The sequence below is a fragment of the Microcoleus sp. S36b_A4 genome (genome assembly GCF_036700645.1).
In the GTDB taxonomy this organism is placed as follows: Bacteria; Cyanobacteriota; Cyanobacteriia; order Cyanobacteriales; family Microcoleaceae; genus Microcoleus.
On sequence record NZ_JAUBPI010000060.1, the window covers coordinates 1 to 20176 of the forward strand.

17 protein-coding genes are annotated in these 20176 nt (G+C 47.1%); 7 read left to right on the forward strand and 10 right to left on the reverse strand.

Annotated features, from left to right (window positions below; genetic code table 11):
• Window positions 1-332 precede the first annotated feature (332 nt).
• From QUA03_RS18755 to grpE, 8 genes are all read right to left on the reverse strand, one after another.
• Window positions 333-530: an NblA/ycf18 family protein gene (locus QUA03_RS18755; protein ID WP_006635253.1), complete on the reverse strand. Its 198-nt coding sequence runs from the start codon at window positions 528-530 to the stop codon at window positions 333-335.
• Between the two features lie 566 nt (window positions 531-1096).
• Window positions 1097-1825: a biopolymer transporter ExbD gene (locus QUA03_RS18760; RefSeq protein ID WP_333213867.1), complete on the reverse strand. Its 729-nt coding sequence runs from the start codon at window positions 1823-1825 to the stop codon at window positions 1097-1099.
• A 15-nt stretch (window positions 1826-1840) separates the two neighbouring features.
• Window positions 1841-2626 carry a MotA/TolQ/ExbB proton channel family protein gene (locus tag QUA03_RS18765; protein WP_333213869.1) on the reverse strand — a complete coding sequence of 262 codons (786 nt, stop codon included), beginning with the start codon at window positions 2624-2626 and terminating at the stop codon, window positions 1841-1843.
• Window positions 2627-2867: 241 nt separating this feature from the next.
• On the reverse strand, window positions 2868-4118 hold the full coding sequence (rsgA, locus tag QUA03_RS18770; RefSeq protein WP_333213871.1) for a ribosome small subunit-dependent GTPase A: 1251 nt from the start codon (window positions 4116-4118) through the stop codon (window positions 2868-2870).
• Window positions 4115-4405 (reverse strand): sulfurtransferase TusA family protein, encoded by a 291-nt coding sequence (locus QUA03_RS18775; protein ID WP_333213873.1) that lies wholly within the window; start codon window positions 4403-4405, stop codon window positions 4115-4117. The genes rsgA and QUA03_RS18775 overlap by 4 nt, the downstream gene beginning before the upstream one ends.
• A gap of 295 nt (window positions 4406-4700) precedes the next feature.
• Window positions 4701-5828, reverse strand: coding sequence for a molecular chaperone DnaJ (gene dnaJ, locus QUA03_RS18780; RefSeq protein ID WP_333085115.1), 1128 nt, complete (start codon window positions 5826-5828; stop codon window positions 4701-4703).
• Window positions 5829-5960: 132 nt separating this feature from the next.
• Window positions 5961-8078: a molecular chaperone DnaK gene (gene dnaK / locus QUA03_RS18785; protein WP_333213875.1), complete on the reverse strand. Its 2118-nt coding sequence runs from the start codon at window positions 8076-8078 to the stop codon at window positions 5961-5963.
• Window positions 8079-8374: 296 nt separating this feature from the next.
• A complete protein-coding gene (gene grpE, locus QUA03_RS18790; RefSeq protein ID WP_333213876.1) occupies window positions 8375-9169 on the reverse strand; it encodes a nucleotide exchange factor GrpE in 795 nt (264 codons plus the stop codon).
• A 1294-nt stretch (window positions 9170-10463) separates the two neighbouring features.
• Between grpE and QUA03_RS18795 the strand changes: the two genes are divergently transcribed.
• From QUA03_RS18795 to QUA03_RS18805, 3 genes are all read left to right on the forward strand, one after another.
• The gene (locus tag QUA03_RS18795; protein ID WP_333085112.1) at window positions 10464-12470 is read left to right on the forward strand and encodes a GspE/PulE family protein; all 2007 of its coding nucleotides are present in this window, start codon (window positions 10464-10466) and stop codon (window positions 12468-12470) included.
• A 92-nt stretch (window positions 12471-12562) separates the two neighbouring features.
• Window positions 12563-13660, forward strand: a complete 1098-nt coding sequence (locus QUA03_RS18800; RefSeq protein WP_333085111.1) for a type IV pilus twitching motility protein PilT — start codon at window positions 12563-12565, stop codon at window positions 13658-13660.
• Between the two features lie 203 nt (window positions 13661-13863).
• On the forward strand, window positions 13864-14991 hold the full coding sequence (locus QUA03_RS18805) for a type II secretion system F family protein (RefSeq protein WP_333213878.1): 1128 nt from the start codon (window positions 13864-13866) through the stop codon (window positions 14989-14991).
• A gap of 837 nt (window positions 14992-15828) precedes the next feature.
• Here QUA03_RS18805 and QUA03_RS18810 read toward each other — a convergent pair.
• Entirely contained in the window at window positions 15829-15966 is a 138-nt protein-coding gene (locus QUA03_RS18810) for a hypothetical protein (protein WP_333213880.1), read from the reverse strand.
• A gap of 60 nt (window positions 15967-16026) precedes the next feature.
• Between QUA03_RS18810 and QUA03_RS18815 the strand changes: the two genes are divergently transcribed.
• Window positions 16027-17148 (forward strand): glycosyltransferase family 4 protein, encoded by a 1122-nt coding sequence (locus QUA03_RS18815; protein WP_333213882.1) that lies wholly within the window; start codon window positions 16027-16029, stop codon window positions 17146-17148.
• Between the two features lie 11 nt (window positions 17149-17159).
• Window positions 17160-17393, forward strand: a complete 234-nt coding sequence (locus QUA03_RS18820; RefSeq protein WP_333213883.1) for a hypothetical protein — start codon at window positions 17160-17162, stop codon at window positions 17391-17393.
• Window positions 17394-17516: 123 nt separating this feature from the next.
• On the opposite strand, the gene QUA03_RS18825 is transcribed toward QUA03_RS18820, so the two are convergent.
• Window positions 17517-18452, reverse strand: coding sequence for an exopolyphosphatase (locus QUA03_RS18825; RefSeq protein ID WP_333213885.1), 936 nt, complete (start codon window positions 18450-18452; stop codon window positions 17517-17519).
• A gap of 66 nt (window positions 18453-18518) precedes the next feature.
• Between QUA03_RS18825 and bioF the strand changes: the two genes are divergently transcribed.
• Window positions 18519-19691, forward strand: coding sequence for an 8-amino-7-oxononanoate synthase (gene bioF / locus QUA03_RS18830; protein ID WP_333213887.1), 1173 nt, complete (start codon window positions 18519-18521; stop codon window positions 19689-19691).
• Between the two features lie 291 nt (window positions 19692-19982).
• Window positions 19983-20132 carry an arginine synthesis PII-interacting regulator PirA gene (gene pirA, locus QUA03_RS18835; RefSeq protein WP_172185012.1) on the forward strand — a complete coding sequence of 50 codons (150 nt, stop codon included), beginning with the start codon at window positions 19983-19985 and terminating at the stop codon, window positions 20130-20132.
• The last annotated feature ends 44 nt before the right edge of the window (window positions 20133-20176 follow it).

Consider the following 20176-nt stretch of genomic DNA (forward strand, 5'->3'; position numbering starts at 1 on the left):
AAACTTATATTTAACTCGGCTTGAAGATATCGATCGCTCTTATTCTTGATGTGCGATCGATTATTCAGCAAGCCCTACTTATTATTAATAGTTGTCCAATTTTCGAGTTGAGGCGCGATAAATTATCTTTGCACTCTCCAGTGGTGTCGATCGACAAACTGCTTACCTCGACTTCCACATTCAGTGAAATCCACAAAGGAATTGTCAAGTTTTCCTCACGTCTGTACAGATGCTTTCTACCTTGTGCCTTCGAGTGACGCCCCATCACCCCCAACTCCTTTCCGCATGAGGGAACAGAGTAAGAGACGGAGGTCGCCGACTGCGACTCTTGGTTACTCAACGCCTGGGTTAGGTTCTAAACCCCAGTGGTGTTTCAGAAAATGGCGGTACATGGTTTCTCGTAGCATCATTTGCTCGTAAAGCTTGACCAAAAACTCCTGAGCTTGTTCGCGGCTCATGTCACTTACCTGTGTTTTGAAGGAACACAGGCTAAATTGCTGTTCCAAAGACAATTCTGCTGGTTGGCTCATGACTTTGACTCCTCTGTAAGTAAAGGTGACTTAAAAGTGAACACCTGGATTAACCAGATTTGTAAGTTGTTTCAGCGATCGACAGTTGGTTTCGGGATGCCCGATGGCCCATCTGGCTTTAGTCTATATTACAAAAGGTAACAATTATTTGACAAAATTACCATCTGTCCTAGGAAATAACTTACTTAGCGATAGAGATGGCGAGATGTCTGCAAAAGTTCCTTCCGCAGGCATATACAAGTCTATCTACTTGTCAAGAGAAAAAAGGCTCAGTACGAACCAAAAGAATTGAAGCCCTTTATACCAAATTCGGCGGAGATTCTCTCAGCGAGGGGGAGATGGGGAGAGGAGAAGAGGGGGAGATGGAGAGATGGGAAAAGGGGAGATTGAAAGATGAGGAGATGACGAGAGGGGGAGATGAGGGGAGCGGAAGAGCGGGAGATTGGGAAAATTTCTATTTCTCTGTTCTCCCCTCTTCCTTCTCCCTTCTTCCGACGGACATCGGACTGAAATCTTTTACATCCGTTACATCCGTTACACAATCCGTTGCCGAACCTTCTTCCTAACTAATTCGAGGACCCGCCATCCTGCGGTGGAGTGGCGACTCCAGGAGTGAAATTGGAACCAGCGGGTGCAGGCGAAACAGGAGGAATGCCCTGAGTTGCCCCAGAGTTGCTAGGCTGCCCAGGAGCCGGGAGAGGGGATTGAAACTGATTCGGATTGAACTGCTGCTGCCCAGGAGTGGGGAGAGGGGATTGAAACTGATTGGGGTTGAACTGTTGCTGCCCCGGAGGCACAGGAGACGGCAGGGGTTGACCGGAATTGCCGATCGCAGGTGCCGCAGGAATGCCAGAATTGGGAAGCGAGGTATTGGGCAATGGGGAGGGAGCCGAACTAGGAAGAGTTGCCAGGGCAACTCTATCGCCCCCTACCTCTCTCAATTTGTCTAAAACCTCGACTACTTTGGCATATCTCGCATTTTGAGGAGCGTACAGCACCATCAACCCCGTAGGATTCTGGCTTTGGAAACTCTTTAAAACTCGATCGAGCTGTTGGTAATTAACAGGCAATTGGTCGATATAAGTTTGCCCGAAATCGTCAATGCTGACAATCAGCATCTCTCGCATCTGCGTTTGTCCAGTCTTCGCTTTAGGCAAATCCACATTAATGGCTTGCTGGCGAGTCAGTTGCAAAGCAGCCAGGAGAAAAAACGTCAGAATGCAAAAGATCACGTCAATTAAAGGCACCAGCTCAATCCGAGCCTCTTCAGCAGGAGTATCTAGATTAATCTTCATCAGTTCTCAGTAGTTTTAATTATTAGAAGGTGAATCTTCAGCCGGATCGGAACCTTTCAATTTCGGCTCCCGATTCCGTTCTCCCGATTCTTGAGAATTGAGAGAACGCCTGTTCAAACCATCTGCACCAAAAGAAGAATTGCTGTATTCTGCACCGGGTGATCGACCCTTAGCATTAGCTGCAGGCCAGTATTGCCTGTAAAGCAATTCCAATTCATTTCCAGCTTTGCGAAATATTTTTGCCTGGTTGAACAAAAAAGCTTGAAATATCCGATAAAACGCCAAGGTAAAAATTGCTACTACCATCCCAGATGCAGTAGTGATCAGCGCCTCGCCAATCCCCAAAGTTACGCCAGTTGTTGCCGCCGTGCCGATGTCGCCCAGACGGATGGAACTGAGCGAGTTAATCAAGCCCAAAACAGTTCCCAGCAAGCCCAGCAAAGGGGCGAGAGCGATCGTAGCTTCTAAGATTTTGTCACCGCGACGCATCGAAGCCAACTCTTCATCGGCTGCAGCTTCAAGTGCGAGTCGAAATAAATCTGGTTCGGGATTGTAGAGCCGCAGGGGTGCAGAAAGAAATCGCCCGATCGGCTGTCGGTTAGCTTGTCTGGCAATCTCGTTAGCCGCCCCCCAATCGCTGCGAGCCGCTTCCAGAATCCGGTTAACAATCTGCTTTTCTTTGCTCAGAAGGCTTGCCCAAAACCACAAGCGCTCGATAATGGTACTCAAAGATAGAATCGATAACACCAACAGGGGCCACATGGCGGGGCCGCCTTTTTGAAACAGTTCTTGAATATTCACAATATTTTTGCTCCTGCAGTACCCGCTAACTTTTGCTTCTGTTCTACTTTTTTTAACAAATCTAAGGCCATTTAATTTTAGCTATTAATGTACTCAGGACTTACGCCCTCGCCACTAAAGAAAGACGGTTTTGTGAAGGGGGCATCGGGGTGCAACGAAGTATTTTCGTGGAGGAAACCCGGTTTCTGGGTAAGTCTTGGTACTGTTGTCTAGTGCTTACGGGCGATGGGCGGCGACTTCCTCACAATTCCTCTAAGTCTTGACACATATCTTGGAGGGACTGGTGTTGAAGGCGGCGGGAAGAGCGGCGATATTTTTTAGTTTGCAGCTTCGGTTCGTAATGCTGGGTACCATCCGACTTGGTTTGCTGCTTCAAACTCGATTCGGCGCTGCTGGAGTTTTGCAGAGCTTGTTGGCGGACGATCGCCTCTTCGAGAAACTGCAAGTAATACTCGTAGCGCTCCCAACCGCCCCGCACTACACAGTTAGGCTCGTCTCGGTGCGAACAGTCGCTAAACTGGCAGCTACCCAAAGCCAGCCTCTGGCGCGCTTCTGGGAAATATTCCGCTAATTCTGAGGGATCGCATTCGAGAGCCGGCTGATTAAAGCCCGGAGTATCGGCCAAGAGTCCGCCGCCGGGGAGTTCAAATAGTTCGACGTGGCGAGTCGTATGGCGCCCGCGGCCGAGTTTGCCAGAAACAGCGTTCACTCGGAGGTTCAGGGCCGGGATCAGTTGGTTGATCAAGCTGGACTTGCCAACCCCAGAAGGGCCACAAATTACCGTTATTTTTCCTTGCAGGTGGTCTTGAAGCAAGTTCGGCAACGCGCTATGTACGGGGTTTAACGGATGTAACGGCTTGACCGAATTTGGAACTTGGGGGTTGTCCTCAGAACTCAGCAGAGATGGCTCTATTTTTTCCACTAAGTCATGGAAAGCTGGTTCCGATTTAGAAACTTCATTTTGACCATTAGCGGGGGGGTCCTGAACTCCTGCACCGCTGCGGACACTAATAAACATTGGTTCGTAGCCCCAGCCTGAAAGCCGATCGCGCCACTGTTCCAACTCCTGGGGCGTGACCAAATCGCATTTGTTCAGGCACAAACTCACTTCTAAACCTGTAGATTCGGCTTTGACTAAAAACCGAGTTAATGATGCGGGATCTAAGTCTGGTTCAGCAAGGGCAAAAACGAGGAGAATGCGATCGGCATTAGCTACAGGCGGGCGGTTGAGTTCTGTTTGGCGCGGGAATACTTCAGAAATTGCACCACGGCGATCAGTCCAGTCCGGTTCGTCTACCACCACGCGATCGCCCACCATCACCTGTTGGCCAATTTTTTTCAGTCGAGTGCGACGAGTGCACAGGAGAGTCGGAGAATCCGCGAGGGGAGCATTTTTCCCGTCAATGGAGACTTCGGGATCTAACCTCACTTGGTAGAAGTTAGCCTGAACAGCAATTACAGTACCCACAATCGAGGGTGAATTCAGGCTCATCCGGCTTCCTTGTCTTCTGGGCGCTGCACTTTCATCGAAAAAAATCCAGAATCCGGCTCATCCGCGACAAATTGCGTTTCGAGAATCTGGTAGCCTTCCATTTTTAGACTATCGGGTACTTGTTCGATCGGCTCCCCAGCATCCAGCCACACCTCCAACACTGCTCCCGGTGCCATTTGCTCCAAGCGCAGTTTAGTGCGGACAAAATTCAGAGGACACGGAGTACCCCGCAGATCGATTTTGGCATCAGGGGATTTGGGATTTTCAATTTTCGATGTTGAATTCATAATGCTTTTTGCAATCTCAAATCCTGAAAGCCTTACTTACTTTTTTAAACAAGTTGCCTGCAAACTGGAGAATCTAAAATTTTCTTTCCAATTGGACACAGACTATTATTCTTTCTGAAAAAAGTGAGCGCAATTGCGCTCACTTTTTTCAGCGCTGCTGAAACGCAATGCCCAGGAAGCGTCCCACCTGAGATTTTTGTGAGCAATTGCCCACATTTTTTTGACAGATACTAAAACAAATGGCTGGGGAATCCTGAAACAGGAAAATTTGACACCAATTGGTGTCAAAAATTGCTTATTTCTGAAACAAATTGCCCAGAAATCCTTCCAAGCCGCCTTTACCGGTACGATCGCCCTTCAGCTTAGCAAGCTGCATCAGCAATTCCCGTTCCTCAGCCGTCACCTTAGTCGGAATGTCAATAGACACCGTAATCAAATGATCGCCACGACTGACGGGATTTCCTAACCGAGGCACCCCTTTTTTCTCAAGAGTAAGAACAGTATTCGCCTGAGTTCCGCTAGGAATCAACAATTCCGTCGGCCCGTCTACGGTTTCCACTTCCAACCGGCACCCCAAAATTGCTTGCAAATAACTAATCTTAACTTCCGAGCTAACGTTAGTGCCGTCCCGCTTAAATAGCGGGTCTTCATTCACCGCCAAGAACACGTAAAGATCTCCGGGCGGCCCGCCCAGTTTGCCGGCATCCCCTTCATTGGAAACCCGTAAGCGAGTACCGTTGTCAACCCCAGCCGGAATTGTGATTTTCAGCTTTTTCATCACTTCTTTCTGGCCCCGGCCACCGCAAGTTTCGCACTTATCCTCAATCACTTGCCCGGTGCCGTTGCAAGTGGGGCAAACTGAAACTTGAGTAAAGCTGCCGAAAGGAGTGCGGGTAGCACGTCGGACTTGACCACTGCCGGTACAAGTCGAGCAGGTTTGTGGTCGGGTTCCCGGTTTCGCGCCAGTCCCGGTGCAAGTTTCGCAGGTTTCTAGATGCTTGATGCGGAGTTCTTTTTCCCCACCAAACACTGCTTCCCGAAAATCCAGCCGCAAATCTAGGCGCAAATCGTCTCCGCGCACCGGCCCACTGCGCCTGCGACCTTGCTGTTGTTGGCCGACACCTCCCTGAAAGCCCTGAAAGAAGCTTTCAAAAATATCGGCAAAGCTGTCACCAAAGTCTTGGAACCCAGGTGCCCCTGCACCGCTGACGCCTGCTTCACCGAAACGGTCGAAACGAGCACGGGTTTCGGGTTCTGAGAGGACCTCGTAGGCGCGGTTAATTTCTTTAAACCGCTCCTCGGCACCGGGTTCTTTGTTGACATCTGGATGGTATTTGCGAGCTAGGCGGCGGTAAGCACGCTTAATTTCTTCTTTGTCTGCGCTGCGAGAAACGCCTAATATTTCATAGTAATCACCGGCCATAGAGCTGCTTGCCTGGAGGTAAATAACAAAAAGTGTACGAAAAAGAAACGGGCGACCTTTCCTGAAATTACATATTAAAAATCAAAAATTCTCATTGTCAATTTTTAACTTTTAATTTTTAGCTTTTCAGTTTTAAAGGAAAGGATTCATATCATCAACTTCTGGTTCGGGAACCTTCTGTTTTTGTTTTGACTGTGGACTTGGCTGTGGCCTTGGCTGTGGACTTGGCTGTGGATTTGACTGTCGTTTTGACTGTCGCTCCGGCTTTGGTTCCGGCTTTGGTTCCGGCTTTGATTCCGGCTTTGATTCCGGCGCCACCAGCAGCTCTTCTTTCAGCAAAATGCTGTCGTCGTCCGCTTTAACATCTTCTGGTTCTGATGATTCTACTTCTGACATCATCTCGCTTTCAACAACAGCTCCTGACGGGGCTACCCCGCTGCGGGCTTGGTCGTAGACTGCTGTCCCCAGCGAGTATAGCAGTTGCTTGAAAGATTCGATTGCGGGCGTGAGTTCCTCGACTGTGATGTCGGGGTTAGTCATCGCTGCCCGCAAGGCTGCTGCGGCTGTTTCCGCTTCGGCCTTGAGCTCGTCACTCAGCAGTTGCGCGTTGGTTTTTAAAGTTACACCACAATTATAGACGAGGGAGTCAGCTTGATTTTTGAGTTCGACGAGTAGAGCGCGCTTGATGTCCTCATCGGCGTAAAGTTCGGCTTCTTGTCGCATCCGCTCGACTTCGGTTTCGCTCAATCCCCCTGTATTGGAAATTTGGATGCTTTGTTCTTTTCCGGTTCCTTTGTCTTCAGCAGCCACTTTGAGAATCCCGTTGGCATCGATTTCAAAGGTAACTTCGATTTGAGGTACGCCGCGGGGGGCTGGGGGAATGCCTTTGAGCAGGAACTTGCCGAGACTTTTATTGTCTTTAACTAATGCCCGCTCGCCTTGGAGTACGTGAATTTCTACCGAGGTTTGTCCGTCTGCCGCCGTGCTGTACATTTGCGATCGGCTGGTGGGAATAGTTGTATTGCGCTCGATTACTTTGGTGAACACCCCGCCCAAGGTTTCGAGTCCCAGGGAGAGCGGCGTCACATCTAGCAGCAGCAAGTCTTTGACTTCACCACCCAACACCCCGGCTTGAATTGCCGCGCCTACGGCTACAGCTTCGTCGGGATTGACGGATTTATCGGGAGAAACACCCCCAAAATACTTGCTAATTGCCTTTTGAACTGCCGGAATCCGGGTTGAGCCTCCGACTAAAATAATCCTGTCTATGTCTTTGGGGGTCAAACTTGCGTCTTTGAGGGCTTGAGTCACCGGATCGATCGTTGCTTGCACCAAATGAGCCACCAGTTTTTCAAACTGAGCTTTGGAGAGTTCCATTTCCAAATGCTTCGGCCCTTTCTCGTCAGAAGAGATGAAGGGCAGATTGATTGAGGTAGATTCCCGGTTGGAGAGTTCGATTTTCGCTTTTTCCGCAGCTTCTCGGAGGCGCTGCAAAGCCATTTTATCTTGTGAAAGGTCACTGCCTTCTTGAGTGCGGAAAGCTTCTACCAGCCACTGTACAATGCAGTCGTCAAAGTCATCTCCTCCGAGATGGTTGTTACCGGAGGTAGCGTTGACTTCAAAAATTCCGTCTCCCAGTTGCAGGATCGAAACGTCGAAAGTACCGCCGCCTAGGTCAAAGACCAAGATTTTCTGTTCTATATTTTGCTTGTCCAGCCCGTAGGAAAGGGCTGCCGCTGTCGGTTCGTTGACGATCCGCAGGACTTCTAGGCCTGCGATCGTACCGGCGTCTTTAGTAGCTTGCCGTTGGGCATCTGTGAAGTAGGCTGGCACTGTAATCACGGCTTGGGTAACAGTTTGTCCCAAATAAGCTTCAGCATCTTGCTTGAGCTTTTGGAGTACCATTGCCGAGATTTCTTGGGGAGTGTGAACCTTGTTCCGAATTTGGACGTTAACGGTATCGTCTTTGCCTCTTATGCAGGTATAGGGAGTCCGCGCTCGTTCTTCTTCCGTGTCGTCCCACCGCCGTCCGATAAATCGTTTGATACTGTAGACAGTATTTACAGCATTAGTTACAGCTTGTCGCTTGGCTAGTTGACCTACTAAGCGATCGCCCGCCTTGCCGAATCCTACTATACTCGGAGTTGTGCGGCCGCCCTCGGAATTGGCGATCACGACGGGTTTACCGCCCTCTAACACAGCTACGCAACTGTTAGTTGTGCCTAAGTCAATTCCAATAATTTTTCCCATAGCGCCTCATAAAACTTTGTGGGATGTTTGGAAATCTCCAACTACAGGTTGGGAGATGAAAAACGACTCAGCTTGTTTAAACAAGCATTCCCAGACTAGATTTGTAGGAAATAAACTTGATGTCCTAAAGCAGTATCAAAGACTGGTAAAAACATTTTTCAGAATTTTTGGATAAACCGCTGACCTGCTTTTAGTCATCTTTAATTAAAAAGAAGTTGGTGAGTCGGCCACCTTGGACCCCCCGAATTCTATTCGGGGGTCAGTGACTTTAAGGAATGCAGTAGCTTGTCTCCCGATTAACCTTCTGAACTATCGGGATTTTCATCTGAGGCTACCACAGATAGCCCAGCCGCTGCAACTTTCACTTTGGCGTGCCGCAAGACGCGATCGCCCAGAATGTAGCCGCGTTCTAGTTCTTGGATAATTGTTCCTTCCTCGTGTTCGTCAGTTGGCTCGCTCAGCAGAGCTTCGTGGAGGTTGGGATCAAACTGTTCGCCTTCGGGGCGCATCGGAGAAACCCCGATTTGCTTGAGGCTATCTACCATTTGCTTGTAAACGCTTTGGTAGCTTTTGTGAATGTTCATTTCGCCGTCGGTTTGCGGCTTGATGTGCGATCGAGCGCGCTCGAAATTGTCAATTACCGGCAACAGGGGTTTGATCGTGAGACACCTTGCCTGTAAATCTAGCTCTTCTTTTTCCTTTTGGGTACGCCTGCGGAAGTTATCAAAATCTGCTGCTAGGCGGAGATTTTGATTTTTCAGTTCTTCTAGTTGAGCGGAGGCGACTTGCAACTGAGTTTTTAAAGCCTCTTTTTCCTCGGTTACCTGTGCCAGTTCCTTCTTCCAAGGCTCCGCCGCATCTGCAGTCGGACTGTTGGTTGAACTGCCGGTGACGGTAGGCCCCGATGCGTTTGCTGGGGTGCGATCGCCCTGAGCACTTTGATAAGCTCGAGCAAGTTCGAGCTCCCAATCCGCCGATTCATTCGAGTTTCCCGATGCCGCCGGATTTTCGCTTGCCATTGGCGAACCCTCTGGGGTGGTTTCCCCAGTTGAGCTAGGATCTTGATCTTGCTGTTTTTCCTCGTCAATCATAAAAGCTGCGCGACAGAACCCTATCAATTCTAGCAGATACAGTTAACCCGGTAAATCTAGAGGACTCAAATTTACTGTGTATGGCACAATGTGAAAAGAGGAAATCTCGCCATCTCTGGAGACATTGCTTAAAGCTTTCCATAAAATATTCAAAGGCCAGTTTAGATATTTACGTATAAAATCGTTGCCACCATGGGGGCAACCCAACGTTTGTTGGTTCCTCATTTTTAATTAATCCAATCACCTTTACAACATTTTTTTAAGTATATTTTGCTTTCAAGTCAACTACCTGATTTCCGACTTAGGAGGCTTGATGTTTCAAGGTTGACTTAAAACGATCGTGACTTTAAGTTATCATCGCTCAGGCTGTTTTAGTCGCAACCTAAAGGTAGATTTTTTTACCATTTGCTGAGTTTCCCAAGTCGGGAGAAAGAGGAATTTGTATTGAGTGACTAAGTAGTTAGCTGTGTGCTTTTGTGACTCAGATACTAGGTTGTTAATCTGGATGCGAATTGAGGCTGTGGTTTTTCTGATTTACTAACGCCGAAGTAGCTTGAAGGATCGAATTTTTGCCAGCCAAATGAGAGAGATTAGTTGGTTTTGATCCGATGCTCATCTGTAAATACAATTGATATCTAATTTGCCTCTTTCCAAGATTTTTGAACCGTCCAGCTTACGTCATAAAGGTTCGGACACCAGGGTAGAATCAAAGTAATATTTACTGACCCAAAACTAGAGTAGCTCCAAATTTGCCCTGGGAATTCATGCAGCCGACGATCGGGCAGTGACCGATCGCAGATAATTAATCAAAATATATTTCACAAGGGTGATCGAGGCTTTCGTAAAAGCTATCATCACAGAACATAGCTCATCTTTAATTTAGTACAGCTAACCGCGCCACCACGGATGGTGTAATTTGAGCAAACAATTTGGGAAAATAGAATTAGCCTGGGAAGGGGGCACACCCCGCCCCGCTTTTCTCTCCCGGTACGGGGAATCCCCAAGTGATGTACCCTGACGCTATAACGAGAGTATCCCGCAAGTTAATCAAATAAGTAAGCAACTTAGCACTCAACGAACAAGATTTGATGACAAGCATCGGCAAACCCCTCCAATGTCTCGTCAATTTGTGGACGAAGCTTAGAGGTGACTACGAGCTTACACTTGAGAGATAGGGATTGAGCAAGAACATGATAGCTGATCCATAAGCAAAGAATACGGGGGTTAAAACCCCGCGTTGGTTTTCCTCTCAGCACTCTTTGTGACTGAGTTTCCCACCTATTGAGTGTTTTTTATGACTAGCACATCCGCGCCTCGATCCACATCGATAGTTGCTCTAAGCGTTTTTACTCCGGCTCTCACCAAGATGATTCAGTCGGGTTACGTCAACGGCGAGCAAGTCAAGCAAGCTCAAATTGAAAGCCAGAAGTCGGGCAAGCGTTTGACGGAGGTATTAGAAGCACTTACCGGGCAGCCGTTACCCCCAGAATTGCTGCGACTTTACAAGAAGCAGCAGATGTTTGAACGGAAGATAGTCTACGGGGTTGAAGCATTTGACCCGGAGATGAGCGAAATGTCTAACGAGCAACTGGGACTTATGCTCGAGACGTTGAAGATTTCGATCGACATTTGTCACCAAGGTCGGTTTTTACCCGTAGCGAAGACTGAAACTGAGCCGGCGGCGGTTTTAGTGGCAATGGTAGATCCCGACAACCTCAACGCCATAGAAGATTTGCGGCGGATTTTACAGCCTCATGGCTTGGCTTTGCAGCGGCGAGTGATTACGCCGGACGACTACCAGGATATTACTTCTGCTTACCAAGACGAACAAGTTAAGAGGGAAGCTAAAAAAGCTGAAATCGAAAAGCAGAGAAAGATGGATTTAGGGGAGGGAGATTTTGGCGAGCTCTCGCTAGAAGAGGAGAGTAGCGACCAAGAAGACCTCGCTAACACCTTGGACGATGCAGAGGCCGCTCCCGTAATTAAGGCAGTCAATATCATTTTGGCTAAAGCTTTGTCGGAAAAGGTGTCTGACATCCACGTAGAACCTCAAGAAGAGTTCATGCGGATTCGGATGCGGAAAGACGGGGTACTGCAAGAGTATTTCCGGTTTCCCAAGCAGGTAGTCGCATCGATTACCGCTCGTTTCAAGATTATTGCCAACCTGGATATTGCCGAACGCCGACAAGCTCAAGACGGCCGCATCCGCCGGGTGTTTGAGGGACGCACGGTGGATTTCCGGGTGAACAGCTTGCCTTCCCGATACGGCGAAAAAATCGTGCTGCGGATTTTGGACAGTTCCAGCACTCAGTTGGGTTTGGGTTTGTTAATCTCCGACGAAGAAACTTTGGCTTTAGTGCGAGAAAGTGCTAGCCGTCCGTTCGGACTGATTTTGGTGACGGGGCCGACGGGTTCGGGCAAGTCAACTACTCTGTATTCGATTCTGGCGGAACGGAACGATCCGGGGGTTAATATCAGTACGGCGGAAGACCCGATCGAATATGCTTTGCCAGGAATTACGCAATGTCAAGTAATTCGGGAAAAAGACTTGACTTTTTCCAACATTCTGCGGGCATTTTTGCGGCAAGACCCTGACGTGATGCTGGTGGGGGAAACGCGGGACAAGGAAACGGCAAAAACTGCTCTGGAAGCTGCTTTGACGGGACACTTGGTGCTGACGACGCTGCACACGAACGACGCGGCTGGGGCAGTCGCGCGTTTGGCCGAAATGGGCGTAGAACCCTTCATGGTTTCGGCCGCTCTGTTGGGCGTGTTGGCTCAGCGTCTGATGCGGCGCGTTTGCGACAAATGCTGCATTCCTTACCAGCCTACTGCCGCAGAACTCGGCAAGTACGGTTTGTCGGCTTCTCAAGAAATTGATCTGACTATTTACAAAGCCAACACCATACCGGTGGAGGAAAGGAAGGAACTGGCAGAACGCGAGCAACTTTGTCGGAAGTGCGGCGGCCTAGGCTACAAAGGACGGGTAGGGGTTTACGAGTTCCTGAAAAATACTGAGCGGCTTCAAACTCTGATCACTCAAGGAGCTCCCACAGAGCAAATTAAGGAAGCAGCAGTAGAAGAAGGGATGAAAACGCTGTTGGCTTACAGCTTGCAATTGGTGCGAGAAGGCGCGACTACCTTTGAAGAAGTCGAGCGGGTGACGTTTACAGACTCTGGCCTGGAGGCTGAAATGAAAGCCAAACGCAAGCAGGGACTTACCTGCAAAACTTGTCAGGCGGAATTGAAGCCGGAGATGCTGGATTGTCCGTACTGCTTGACGCCACGCTTTTTGGATTGATTCAGCAGCAGTTAACTGTTGACTATTAACTGTTGACTGTTAACTGAGCTAGATTGGTCAATAACTATCAATTTGATCGAGGAGAGGTATCTATGGGTCTGATGATTGAAGACGTACTGGAGTCCCTGGTAGAGCAAGGGGGTTCGGACATACACATCCAAGCGGGCGCGCCTATATTCTTCCGAGTCAGCGGTAAACTAACTCCTCAGACGCAATACGGCGACATTCTGTCTGCTGAGGAAGTGCAGATCCTGATTTTCCAAATGCTCAACAATATGCAGCGCAAGCAGTTGGAAATGGAGTGGGAACTCGACTGCGCTTACGGCGTTCGGGGATTGGCTCGGTTTCGCGTCAATGTCTACCGGGAGCGGGGTGCTTGGGCTGCTTGTATGCGGGCTCTGGCTTCTAAGATTCCTAACGCCGATGCTTTAGGCGTGCCGCAGATTTTGCGGGATCTGACTGAAAGACCCAGGGGTATGCTGTTGGTGACGGGACAAACGGGTTCCGGGAAAACTACTACGATGGCGGCGTTGTTGGATCTGGTCAACCGGACGCGGGCGGAACATATTCTAACAGTTGAAGACCCGATCGAATATGTGTTTCCTAATATCAAGAGTTTGTTTCACCAGCGCCAAAAGGGCGAAGATACTAAGAGCTTTGCTAATGCACTGAAAGCTGCTTTGCGCGAAGATCCTGATGTAATTCTGGTGGGGGAAATGCGGGATTTGGAAACGATCGGTCTGGCAATTTCGGCTGCAGAAACGGGTCACATGGTGATGGGAACGCTGCACACGAATTCGGCGGCTGCAACGATCGATCGGATTTTGGACGTGTTCCCGCCCATTCAACAACCTCAAGTTCGCGCCCAGGTGTCTAACTCTTTGGTGGGAATTTGCAGCCAAAATTTGGTAATAAAAGTTGGGGGCGGCCGCTGCTGCGCTATGGAAATCATGGTAAATACTCCAGCTATGGCTAACTTGATCCGGGAGGGCAAAACTCCGATGATTTACTCCCAAATCCAAATGGGGGCCAAATTGGGTATGAGGACGATGGAAATGGCCCTCGCTGAACTTTACAAGAGCGGTAAAGTCACTTGGGAATCCGCAATGGCCAAGGCTTCTAAGGCTGACGAACTCGAACGCTTGATCGGCCCGGCACCTGTTGGTAGCGCCCCGGTAAAAGCTCATTAATTCCGTCAGCAGTCATTAGTCATTAGTTATTAGTCATTGGTCATAAGTCAGTTAGCCGTTGACCGTTGTTATTAATTATGGGTAACAACTAACAACTAACAACTAACAACTGACAACTAACAACTAACAACTGACAACTAACAACTAACAACTGACAACTGACAACTGACAACTAAGTTTTAATAAATTTTCAGAGGTGAGCTGTGGCTACCAACGTTATCCGACAAAAACCGAAAGGTGGCTTTGATTTCAGTAAGATTCAGGAGCAAATTGAATATAACCTTACCAGTCTTACTGTTAAGGATATGGCTATTTTTGCTCGTCAGTTTGCGGCTATGTTTAATGCAGGGGTGGCGATCGTTAGATGCCTTTCCGTGCTGCACGAGCAGTGTTCTAATGCTAAGTTGAAGCGAGCGCTCAGGAGCATGAATGCTGACGTGCAGGAGGGGATAAACTTGGCAGAGGCGATGGCTAAGTTTCCTGATGTTTTTGACCAACTGTTTATCAGTATGGTGGCGGCGGGAGAAGTCGGGGGGGTGCTAGATGAAACCCTAGACCGTCTGGCTGTGATGATGGAAAAAAACCACAAGACGGAGGCTGAAATTAATTCGGCGATGTCTTATCCGAAGACTGTGTTCTTTATTGCGATCGTGATTTTTTTCGCAATGACCATATTCTTGCTACCAACTTTCGCTAAAATCTTTAAGGATATTGGTGCAGATTTGCCAGCTTTTACGCTGTTTATGTTGGCAATTAGTGCATTTTGTACGGCTTGGCCTCCCATCCAACAGGTAACAGTTATTGGGGTAATTGTGGCGCTCAAAATTGCCTTCGATATGTACTACAAAACTCCCATAGGTCACTTACAAATTGATAGGATTGCGATGAAGTTGCCGATTTTTGGAGATTTGATCGAAAAATCTGCTGTGGCTCGGTTTTGCGTGATATTTGGGTCGCTGACGCGATCGGGCGTGCCAATTCTCAATTCTTTGGAAATTGTGCGAGATGTGGCGGGGAATCAGGCGATATCTAATGCGATCGAATATGCGAGACAGGAAATTCAAAGCGGTGGCATGATCAGTATTGCTTTGCAAGAACAAGCTGTTTTTCCGTCTTTGGCCATTCAAATGATGGCAATTGGCGAGGAGACAGGGGAACTTGACAAGATGCTGATGAAAGTTGGCGCTTTCTATGAAACGGAAGTGGAAGAAGCAGTAAAAGGACTTACCAGTATGCTAGAACCTCTGATGATTGTCGTCGTCGGTGGCATCGTAGGTTCGATTTTGCTCTCGATGTATCTGCCGATGTTCGCAGTGTTCCAGAAGCTGTAAAAAAGGGCTAATGAGTTATTAGTTATTAGTTAGTAGCAATTAACGCCTGACCAATGACTATTTCAATCGTCCCCAGGCTCTGCCTGGCCAGACTTTTGGAGGAGGCACATCCTCGATTAAAAGGAGAAAACAATTTGGAGGCTCTGCCTCCAAATCTTCCTTACCAGGGTCTTTCCATTGGTGACAAGTTACGAAAATGTCACAAAAGTCAAGTAGGATAAGCAGACAGATTTAAATGCTGCCTAATCCTGGCTTTACGCTTCAGGGTAAACGCATCTTAATTTGAACCCAAAATATACTACAGTTAAATCCGAATCAATTTCAAAGTAGTTATTGTAGTTTATGGGTGCTATCAATGGAGAAAGGTTTGACTCAAACTTTAAATCACCAACAAAACAAACAGATTCATTGCCTGGGGCGAATATGTTAAATGCCAGTTTTTTAGAAGAAAATTTTGCCAATTTGAACGATCCCAGAATATAAAGAATAAAAAATATTCAGAGATTTTACAGGGTAATCGCATCTTAATTAATCTATAATGATCAGGGAAATTTTTAAAATATTTGACAGCATCATTCAAGCGCAGCTCGTAAACTAAGGAATGAAAGTTGAGTGTGATGCTGATAGCCAGCTAAGCACGCTCGCTGGGGTTCCACCTCGTTGATTTATCTCCATCACGTGCTTTTGTCTAGGGCGTGTTTTCAAACTATAACCACAACACAATCCAGGCGATCGTAATCATGGCTGTATAATTGGCAGTCAGCTTCTTATATCGAATAGCGTCCGACTCCATTGCTTGAGTCGCTTGATAGCACGTTCCACAATGTTTCGTTGGCGCTAGATTTGACGGCAGCCTTTTTCCATCTGCCTGAGTGAGGGATACCTGCCGGGAGTCCATTCCCCGTTTAACTGCTTGTTGGTCGCCGATCGCGTCTCCACCGCAGCCCTACATCTGGCAGGTGCATTTTCTGTCATTTGTCAAGTACAATTTATACCAAATCAAATGTGATTACCCTGCACTCATAACCAATAAATATGGTTCACTTTAACGTTGCCTTTCAACACTTTAATTCCTTCACCGACATTACCCTATCCCTGGCGAAAACTTTACACCAAATGGGAATTCCTATTTCGGTCGCACCTTCAACAATAGCCTCTCACCTCAGCCGCAATTCGACAGCAGAAGAAAATGACCTGCTAGCGAAGTGGATGAACACCACACCCTCAGATTTATTTCAGATCAAATGGTCTCATTATTGGAAACCTTATTTTTTAAAAGAACTCAACGGACATCTCAACTTAGAACTTTTTGCTATCAATTACGAATTCGCCCAAAACCATGATGATTATGATTACTGGATTTACGATGCTGTTAACACTTCATCCCACAAACTAGCCGTCAGCCAATACTCTAAAAACGTTTTAATCAAAGCTGGATGTCCGGCTGCTAACGTATCAGTCATGCCTCTAGGTTTCAACCCTTTAATCTCGCAACTCTATTTTCCCCGATCTCCAAAAAAACAAAAAGATGTAACACATATTCTGCACATGACCAATTCTTTTGATTTCTATAGATTTGGCACGGATCTGGCTATTCAAGCTTTTTGTGAAGAGTTTAAAGATGATTCTAAGGTAGAGTTAATAATCAAAGATGGAGGGAAAAATCCCGATGTTATAGTGGAACATCTCGCCAATATCGAAAAGCAGCTCGGCAAGTTAAAGGCAAAAATTCTGATCATCCCTAAATTTTATAATAAAGCAGAACTAGCTGATTTATACTTGTCAGCCGATGCTTTTTTAGCTCCGTTTCGCGGGGAGGGTTTTGCGATTAAAATTTTAGATGCCTTTGCAGCAGGTTTGCCCGTTGCTATGACTATGTATGGTGGCCCGACTGAGTACGCCAATGTTGAAAACTGCTATCCCATTGCTTACGATCTAACTCCCGTAGGAAACTGTTACGATACTCAGTATCTACAAATCAGAAATTCTCCTCAGTGGGCAGAACCAAATGTTCAGTCTGTTCGCGAACAGTTGCGAAAAATTGTTGAAGACCCGATGCGTTTTCACGTAGCTCAAAAAGCTAGAGAGACGGCGGATTTATTTAATTGGGAAACTGCCGCTCAAAAATTGCTAAAATTAATGCGACAATTGTTTTAGGAGCCGAAATTATGGGACTCGAACGCAAAATGTTTAGGGGAATGTTTTCTCCGGGGGAGGTGGTACGATTGAAACAGCCTTGTTTTACTCCCGGGCGATTGTTTGAGCCAGGAAAATATAACGCTGATGAGTTGCCGGATATCGCTTTTGATATGGGTTTGGTAGACCATTTGCCACGAGTAAAAGGCAACAGTTCCGAAAATCTCAATGCCCAGAACCCGCCAGAGCAAAACCTTGAGGACTAAACTCCCTTTGGCAGTAAGGACTTCAGTCCTAAAAATCCCTGTTTGTAGTAAGGACTTTAGTGCTGAGAATTAAAATAAATAATCAAAGACTCAAGTCCTGACTGCAAAAAAGATAAAGCCAGTTTAACCATTTTGCTCTATCTGGGAAATTAACTCTTTCAAAACTTGACTAGCTTGATCGTTCTCAATCTGACAAGTTCCGGCATTCTGGTGTCCACCGCCACCATACCTTAACATTAACTCCCCAATATTAGTTTTAGAAGTTTTGTTAAAGATTGACTTGCCAACTGCGAAAACAGTATTTTGTTGTTTCAGTCCCCAAAGTACGTGAATCGATATATTGCACTGAGGGAACAAAGCATAAATTACAAAACGATTCCCCGCGTAAATGACCTCTTCGTTACGCAAATCCAAAACAACTAAATTATTATAAACTTTGGCGCATCGCTGTATTTGCTCTTTAAATTTTTCTTCTTGCTCGAAGTAGAGGTCTACTCTTTCTTTTACATCAGGAAGCTGCAAAATCTCATCGATGGTATGATTTTTGCAGTAATCGATTAACTGCATCATTAACTGATAATTGGAAACCGTAAATTCTTTAAACCTTCCCAAGCCAGTTCGGGCGTCCATGATGAAGTTTAACAACACCCATTCTTGTGGATGCAGAACCTCTTCTTGGGCAAATTGAGCGGAATCTGATTTGTCAACGGCTGCCATCATCGCCTCAGAAATATCAGGAAACTTTGCTTTGCCTCCATAATATTTGTACAGTACCCTAGCTGCTGAAGCTGCATAGGGATCGATGATGTGGTTAATTTTGATTTTCTCGTGTCTAAGAGTTTCGCTGAAATGGTGATCGAAAGCTAGATGAACTCCATCAACATAGGGTAAATTGGTGCTAATATCGTTATTTGTTATTTCGATTTTCCCATCCTGCATATCTTTAGGATGCACGAATTTAATCTCGTCGATCATATCGAGTTCTTTGAGCAAAACGGCACAGACAAGACCGTCAAAATCGCTGCGGGTGACTAATCTGTATTTTTTAGTGAGTGGCATATGCTTCTGTGATAGGGAGGAACTGATCACCAGCTAATATAACGTATTACCCGATCGCTTTCCAATATGAACGCAGACCCTTACGCTTGGATAGAGAAGGCCCTAGACACAGTTCGCCGTGCCGATTGGTATCGATCGCCACAATCGATCGACAGTTCCCCTGGGCCTGTGGTAAAGTTATCGGGCCACAGCCTGATTAACTTTGCCAGCAACGATTATCTCGGACTTGCAGGGGATGACAGGTTAATTCAAGCTGCTATGACTGCAACTAAGGAATTTGGTACGGGTGCGACGGGTTCGAGGTTGGTCAGCGGACACCGCGATTTGCACCGACAGCTAGAACAAGCTATTGCTAATTTAAAACGAACTGAAGATGCTTTAGTATTCAGTTCGGGATATTTGGCGAATCTAGGGGCGATCGCATCCGTTGTCGGCAAGCGCGATTTGATATTATCTGACAAGTACAACCATTCGAGCCTGAAAAACGGAGCAACACTCAGCGGTGCAACTGCCATAGAGTACAGTCATTGCAATCTTGAGGATTTAACAGCAAAGTTAGAGCAAAATCGCGCGAGATACCGCAAGTGTTTAATTATTAGCGATAGCGTTTTTAGCATGGATGGGGATCTGTGTCCGCTGCCACAGTTGTTGGCTGTGGCCGAAACCTTTAACTGCATGGTATTAGTAGATGAAGCTCACGCTACAGGAGTTTTCGGTGCTAGCGGTGCCGGTTGTGCAGAACATTTCGGGTGTACGGGAACACCACTGATTCAAGTGGGTACACTCAGCAAAGCTTTGGGAAGTTTAGGTGGTTACGTTGCGGGTTCTGCTGCTTTAATTGATTTTCTGCGTAATCGAGCTGCGACTTGGATTTATACTACAGCACTGACGCCTGCTGATGCGGCGGCTGCTTTGGAAGCTGTGAGGATTGTACAGCAAGAACCAGAACGCCGAGTTCGGTTGCGCCAAAATATCGAAACTTTCAAATATTGCGCGATTACCAATCACCAATTACCAATTAGCAATTCCCTCTCCCCAATTTTCAGTCTTCCGTTAAAAGATGCAGCCTCCGCTTTAACAGTGGGCAGCAAACTCAAGGACATGGGTATTTTTGCTCCGGCGATTCGGCCTCCGACTGTAAGCGTGAGTCGAATTCGGATTTCGCTGATGGCAACTCACGAGCTCGCACACATTCAGCAGTTGGGAGAGGCGCTGAAGCAAGTTTTGAGTTTTGAGTAAATGTAGGGTGCGTACCGCGCACCGCTTGACTAAATGTAAATGTTGGGCATCGGGCATCGGGCATCGGGCATCGGGCATTGGGCATCGGGCATCGGGCATCGGGCATCGGGCATCGGCCTAATGACTTCTGATTGTCAAGATATCGCTATTGACTTATGACCAATCTTATACAGGAGTTTTGTCGATCGGTCAACAACTGTAAATTTTTTGTAAATTTAGATACTTTTTGGAATTTAGCGCTATATTAGAGAAGTAGCAGGTACACCAAATTTAATATAAGGAACGTCCACCATGAACACAAATCGTCAAAACGTAAAAAAAGTAGCAGAAACCCACCGGGCTAACATTCACAAGCAACTGATGCACCGCATAGAAGTAGCGAGATCCAGTGGCAATCAAGATTTGGTTCGGGTGCTTGAAGAGGAAATGAGACAGCTTTAAAGAAGCTGCAACTAGAATTTGCCCGTAGTTTGGTTTAGAGGGTT